Origin of the sequence: Enterobacter cloacae complex sp. IR5384 (genome assembly GCF_049237265.1) — a bacterium.
GTDB classification, from domain to species: domain Bacteria; phylum Pseudomonadota; class Gammaproteobacteria; order Enterobacterales; family Enterobacteriaceae; genus Enterobacter; species Enterobacter cloacae.
In genome coordinates, this window is record NZ_JBMKHJ010000072.1 from 1 (window position 1) to 6,194 (window position 6,194).

A 6,194-nucleotide genomic window follows, 5' to 3' on the forward strand; every position below is an offset into this window, starting at 1 on the left:
GGGGTACGAAGCCCAATGGTACGAAAACGTACGCTAAGGCCATTCGTCCAGCTCCGGTGGTTGTTTCAGCGGCCTCAGTTGCCCATTTAGTACTTGTTCAGTAAGGGTAAACGAATAATGCCCCAACATGTTCACGTGTTTATGGCTGAGCGGAGATAATCTGGCTTCGTCTTCTACTTTCACATCCTCGCCTTGCTGTTTCAAGTGATCAAGAGCGGCCTGCATATAGATTGTGTTCCACAGCACCAGCGCGTTAGTCACCAAACCCAGCGCGCCAAGTTGATCTTCCTGCCCCTCTCGATACCGCTTCCGAATTTCACCACGCTGACCGTGGCAGATCGCCCGTGCGACCGCGTGACGGCTTTCTCCTCTATTCAACTGGGTCAGAATTCGACGGCGGTAGTCTTCATCATCCACGTAGTTCAGCAAGTAAAGTGTCTTATTGATACGGCCCGCTTCAATAATGGCTTGTGCTAGGCTGGAAGGCCGCTCACTTTTCAGTAGCGAACGGATCAGCTCGGAAGCCTGCACTGTACCCAGTTTGAGCGATCCCGCAATGCGCATCATGTCATCCCAGTGTTGTTCGATTTTGTGGGTATTGACGCAACTGCGAGCTAGCTCATCCAATGGGCCATAGTCAGCGGCCTTGTCCACGCGCCAGAACACGGATTCACCTGCGTCTGCAAGACGCGGTGAAAACTGGTATCCAAGCAACCAAAATAAGCCAAACACCATATCGCTGGCACCGGCGGTATCGGTCATAATCTCCATCGGGTTCAAGCCGGTTTGCTGTTCCAGAAGGCCTTCCAGCACAAAGATGGAGTCACGCAGTGTTCCTGGGACGACAATGCCATGAAATCCGGAAAACTGATCCGAGACAAAGTTATACCAGGTAATGCCTCGGCTGGAGCCAAAGTACTTCCGGTTCGGCCCTGCATTGATGGTGCGGATCGGAGTGACAAAGCGCATACCGTCGGCGGATGCCACCTCTCCACCGCCCCACTTATTGGCCAGAGATAAAGTAGACTGGTAGTTCACCAGTTTGGCATTGGCCTTCACCAGCGTCTCGGCACGCAGGTAATTCTGTTTGACCCAGTTTAAGCGGTGTCGGGTTAATGCGGGTACTTGATGCTTAATCAGCGACTCTAAGCCGATGTTGCATGCTTCCGCCAAAAGCACGGCGCAGACGCTGACAGTCAGGCCTTCGGCTCGGGCATTAGATTCGCTAACATGGGTAAATTCATCGGCAAAGCCGGTATGGGCGTGGATCTCCAGCAACAGCTCCGTCAGATCCACGCTGGGAACTAAGGATTCGACCTGTAGGGAGAGCTGCGTTAGGCTGGGCGGTTCATCCAGTTTGGCAAAGTTCGTGATGGTCAATGTGGGCCGTTTGCCGGACAGATCCAGCTCAACTGCTTTGTTGTTGTCGAAGTTGGATGCCACTTGTCTGTAACTTGCATCCAGTTGACGCACCAGAGCGTCAATCGCTTCTTGGGGATTGAGTGGATGACCGAGTGAACGGCACACCTGAATGCGGTTTGCTTGCCATTCCGGCCCTTGTAACAGCTTGGCCCGTGGATCACCCCAGCGGTCGCTGTTCTCTACGTAGATATCACGGCGGCGCAAACTGTCTTGTAACTTATCGAGAAAGCACAGCGTATAGCCTCGCTTGGTCACTCTATCTTCTTTGTCGAACACCAGGCGTTTCCATGGATTAGAGACAATGTCCAGAGGGGCTTCATCCAGTAACTGCTTGCGCGATTCCAACAGCCCACCAAGATATTGATGGGCTTCCAGAGTCGCCTTGCCTGCCGGAGCCGCTTTGAATACGATATCACGCAGTAATTTCGGTAAAAAACGCCTGACCCTGCCATATTGTTCCACCATTTCATCCTGAAAGTTATCATCGTAGGGGCGAGCAAGTTCATGGACGGTGGCAATGGATGTCGCCAGTTTTTCACGAGACATTCTGGCAAAGATAGCTGACCTCAGCTGCTCATCCTGCATGCTTTCAGTGAGTATCAGGGTGCAAACCTCTGCTAGGGCCAACGCAGATTTATCCAAATCCTTCAATGTCCTCAGACGTTTTTTCTGCCCCAACTTTTTCGCCTCACCGGCAATATGGGTGATCAATAAATCCAGCACATCCAAGGCTTCATCTAGGGCCACGGTCTCGTACGTCTTAGCGAAGGCGACTAAAATGGCAGTGCGCTTTTGCTCCGGCATGCGAGCTATCTTGTGCATGGAAATCATGCCTGCGTGACGGGCAATGTTTTTAAAGCGAACGGGAGGAATGCCGGTAAAATCCAGCTCATGCATGCCGAACGCTTTTAGCGCCTGATAACGGTCAATGGCCTCATTGAAAGCTGGACCGCTAATCGTCACCGGCCCCTTGCGGTAGCGGTCAAAGCGGGAAGTTCGTGTTCCCTCAGGAACTTGAAGTAAGGTCTCAAGCTTTGCGATCTGCTTCGATGTCGGCAACGCCGACAACCGTTGCCACAAGCGATTAGTAGCCCGTTCTCGTACCTCGGAAATCAAGCGCGTCAAAGTGGTTTCACCAGGCAAAAGGATTTTATGCTGGACGAGCCAGCCAGTGGCTAGATCGAAAAGTAGGCAGGGCCGCTCGTTGCTGATCCAACTGCGCGTGTAGAGCAAACGGCTTAACCGGAACGACCACGGCCAGCTGAATTCCCGGTATTGGTACTGATCCCGGATCAAGGCGGCGTGCTCCCTTCGTGTGGTCTCCCGTTGCGCATAGGTGGACAATATCGCAACATCATTTAGTCCAAGCTGTCGTGCGACAAACCATTGGGCGTTGACCGGAACCTGTGGCAGGTTGGACATGAAGGTCCCCAGAAATCGAACACAGCCCAACTGCAAAGCAACACCAAAACGGTTCTGATTGCCGCGCCGATGATTGATAAAAGCCAGATCAGCTTCATCCAGATGAAAGTAGCGGGCCAACTGCACTTCATTCGGTTCAGCAGAGAATTGTCCATAGTTGGCTTTCTGTTCCGAAGTTAGAAAATCGACGGGCATGCGTCCCCCAAACAATACTTGTTCAAAATGCGAGACATTCTTAGTGTCTATTAATTTATAACATTTGAGACGGTTAAAAAGAGAACAGAACACCCGTTTACGAAAGGATGCGTGATGGCTGCTGATTTTCTGACCGACAAACAGACACAGAACTACGGGCGTTATGCCGCAGAGCCAAACGAGATCCAGCTGGCACGGTATTTTCATCTTGATGAGCGAGACCTTACTTTCATCAACCTGCGTAGGGGCAGGCATAACCGGTTGGGAATTGCCCTTCAACTCACAACTGCCCGCTTTCTGGGAACCTTCTTGTCCGATCTCATGCAAATACCGCCCGGTGTCCAGTTTTATGTCGCAAGGCAACTTAACATCCGCTATCCAGAGATCATTTCCCGCTATGCTCAAAGGGAAAACACACGTTGGGAGCACCACGGGCTTATCAGGCAGCACTATAGCTATCATGATTTCGGTGATTTCCCGTGGTCGTTCAGACTGAAGCGATTGCTGTATACCCGTGCATGGCTCAGTAATGAACGCCCCGGACTGATGTTCGATTTTGCCACCGCGTGGTTGCTTCAAAATAAAGTGTTGTTGCCAGCCGCATCCACCCTGACGAGAGTCATTGGTGAAATCCGTGAGCGTGCGACCCGCCGCTTGTGGCGAAAATTGGCCGCGCTGCCAAACCGTTGGCAGACCGCACAACTGGCTGGGTTACTTGAAATCCCCGAAGGACAGCGACTCTCAGTGATGGAGCACCTAAAAAGAGGCCCTGTCACTATCAGCGGCCTCGCGTTCACTGAAGCACTTGAACGTTACACTCGCCTGCGCAGCCTGGAGTTTTCCTGTCTGAATTTCACTGGGCTGCCCGCCATACAGCTCCGCAATCTGGCACGCTATGCCGGAATGGCATCGGTGAAATATATCAGCAGAATGCCAGAAGAACGGCGGCTGGCGATCCTTACCGCATTCGTGAAAGCGCAAGAAATCTCGGCGCTGGACGAGGCCGTTGACGTGCTGGATATGCTGATCCTCAATATTACCCGGGAGGCGAAGAAAACCGGGCAGAAAAAGCGACTTAGGACGCTCAAGGATCTTGACCGCGCGGCGTTGCTGCTGGCGCGGGCATGCGCACTTTTACTTGATGAAGATACCGCCGATGATTTGCTGCGAAAGACCATATTCAGCAGTGTGTCTGTCGCCAGACTGGCAGAGTCCGTGGAAAAAGTGAATGAACTGGCCCGCCCCCAGGATACAAACTTTCAGGATGAAATGGTGGAGCAATACGGACGGGTAAGGCGTTTTTTGCCCGCACTACTGCGCGATCTGCACTTCCGTGCGGCCCCAGACGGTGAACATACCTTGGCTGCCATCCATTACCTGGCAGAGCTAAACGGCTCGAAAAAACGGATCCTGGACGATGCACCTGAACATATCATTTCAGGCCCTTGGAAACGCCTGGTGTACGATGCTGACGGTCGGATACAGCGAGCAGGTTACTCGTTGTGTCTGCTGGAGCGACTTCAGGATGCGCTACGCCGTCGTGACATCTGGTTGGAAAACAGCGATCGTTGGGGTGATCCGCGCCAAAAACTTCTTCAGGGGGAGGAATGGCAGGCGCAGCGGGTTCCAGTCTGCCGGGCATTGGGTCACCCCACTAATGGCAGTAAAGCATCGGAGCAATTGGCCGCTCAGTTAGATGAAACCTGGAAAACGGTGGCATCACGTTTTGATCGCAATACCGCCGTGGACATCTGCAATGAAGGTAAACATCCTTCGCTGACCATCAGCAGCCTGGATAAATTGGATGAACCACCGGCGCTGATACAACTGAGCAGCCGAGTCAGACAATTGCTTCCACCCGTTGACCTGACAGAACTGTTGCTCGAGATTGACGCCAGAACTGGCTTCACCCGTGAATTCAGCCATGTCAGCGAGTCAGGTGCCCGTGCGCAGGATCTGCATATAAGCCTGTGTGCGGTGATGCTGGCTGAGGCCTGCAATATCGGACATGAGCCGCTGATCAAGCACAATATCCCTGCACTGACTCGCCATCGTCTGAGCTGGGTGAAACAGAACTACATCCGAGCAGAAACGCTGGTTAGCGCCAATGCGCGGCTGGTTGATTTTCAGTCCTCGTTAGCGTTGGCAGGATACTGGGGGGCGGGGAGGTAGCCTCCGCTGATGGTATGCGTTTTGTCACGCCAGTGAAAACGGTGAATTCTGGCCCCAACAGAAAATACTTTGGTTCAGGGCGCGGCATCACCTGGTACAACTTTGTCTCTGACCAATATTCGGGTTTTCATGGCATAGTGATTCCTGGAACACTGCGGGATTCCATCTTTGTGCTGGAAGGGCTACTTGAGCAACAAACGGGACTAAACCCGGTTGAAATCATGACGGACACAGCAGGTACCAGTGACATTATCTTTGGCCTGTTCTGGCTACTGGGATACCAATTTTCACCTCGTCTGGCGGATGCGGGTGAGGCTGTGTTCTGGCGGGCCGACAAAGCAGCGAATTACGGGGCGTTGGACAAACTGGCGCGGGGTTGTGTTGACCTTTCTAAAATCGAAAGCCACTGGGATGAGATGATGCGGGTTGCCGGTTCGCTGAAGCTGGGCACTATTCATGCGTCAGAACTCATTCGATCGCTATTGAGAAGTACCCGACCGTCAGGGCTTGCTCAGGCAATAATGGAGGTCGGAAGAGTTAACAAGACACTGTATCTTCTCAACTATATTGATGATGAGGACTATCGTCGCCGGATCCTAACACAGTTGAACCGGGGTGAAGGCCGCCATGCCGTTGCAAGAGCCATCTGCTACGGTCAGCGTGGCGAGATCAGAAAACGTTACCGCGAGGGGCAGGAAGATCAGTTGGGTGCGCTGGGTCTGGTGACAAACGCAGTGGTGCTGTGGAATACGCTTTATATGCAGGAAGCCTTGTCGCACCTGCGCAGCATCGGGGAAGGGCCAGAGGATGAACATATCGCGCGGCTTTCGCCTCTGATGCACGGTCATATCAACATGCTGGGACATTATACGTTCACACTACCGGAGGATATTATGAAGGGGGAATTGAGGCCGTTAAATCTCAATTTAAACAATGAATTATCTCCTTAGCGTGGTTTTTTACATCATTGGCCCTCAAACCCC

At 52.6% G+C, this 6,194-nt stretch carries 1 protein-coding gene and 1 pseudogene; one reads left to right on the forward strand and one right to left on the reverse strand.

Features of this window, described 5'->3' with window-relative positions; translation table 11 throughout:
- Nucleotides 1-33: 33 nt before the first annotated feature.
- Nucleotides 34-3,039, reverse strand: a complete 3,006-nt coding sequence (locus tag ACOTX3_RS25635) for a Tn3 family transposase (protein ID WP_421634993.1) — start codon at nucleotides 3,037-3,039, stop codon at nucleotides 34-36.
- 114 nt (nucleotides 3,040-3,153) lie between these two features.
- Here ACOTX3_RS25635 and ACOTX3_RS25640 point away from each other — a divergent pair.
- Nucleotides 3,154-6,161, forward strand: a pseudogene (locus tag ACOTX3_RS25640) (Tn3 family transposase).
- Nucleotides 6,162-6,194 lie beyond the last annotated feature (33 nt).

What these genes read in the sequence shown, in the direction of transcription:
- ACOTX3_RS25635 (WP_421634993.1), bottom strand. Translation starts at nt 3,039, where the DNA reads ATGCCCGTCGATTTTCTAACTTCGGAACAGAAAGCCAACTATGGACAA.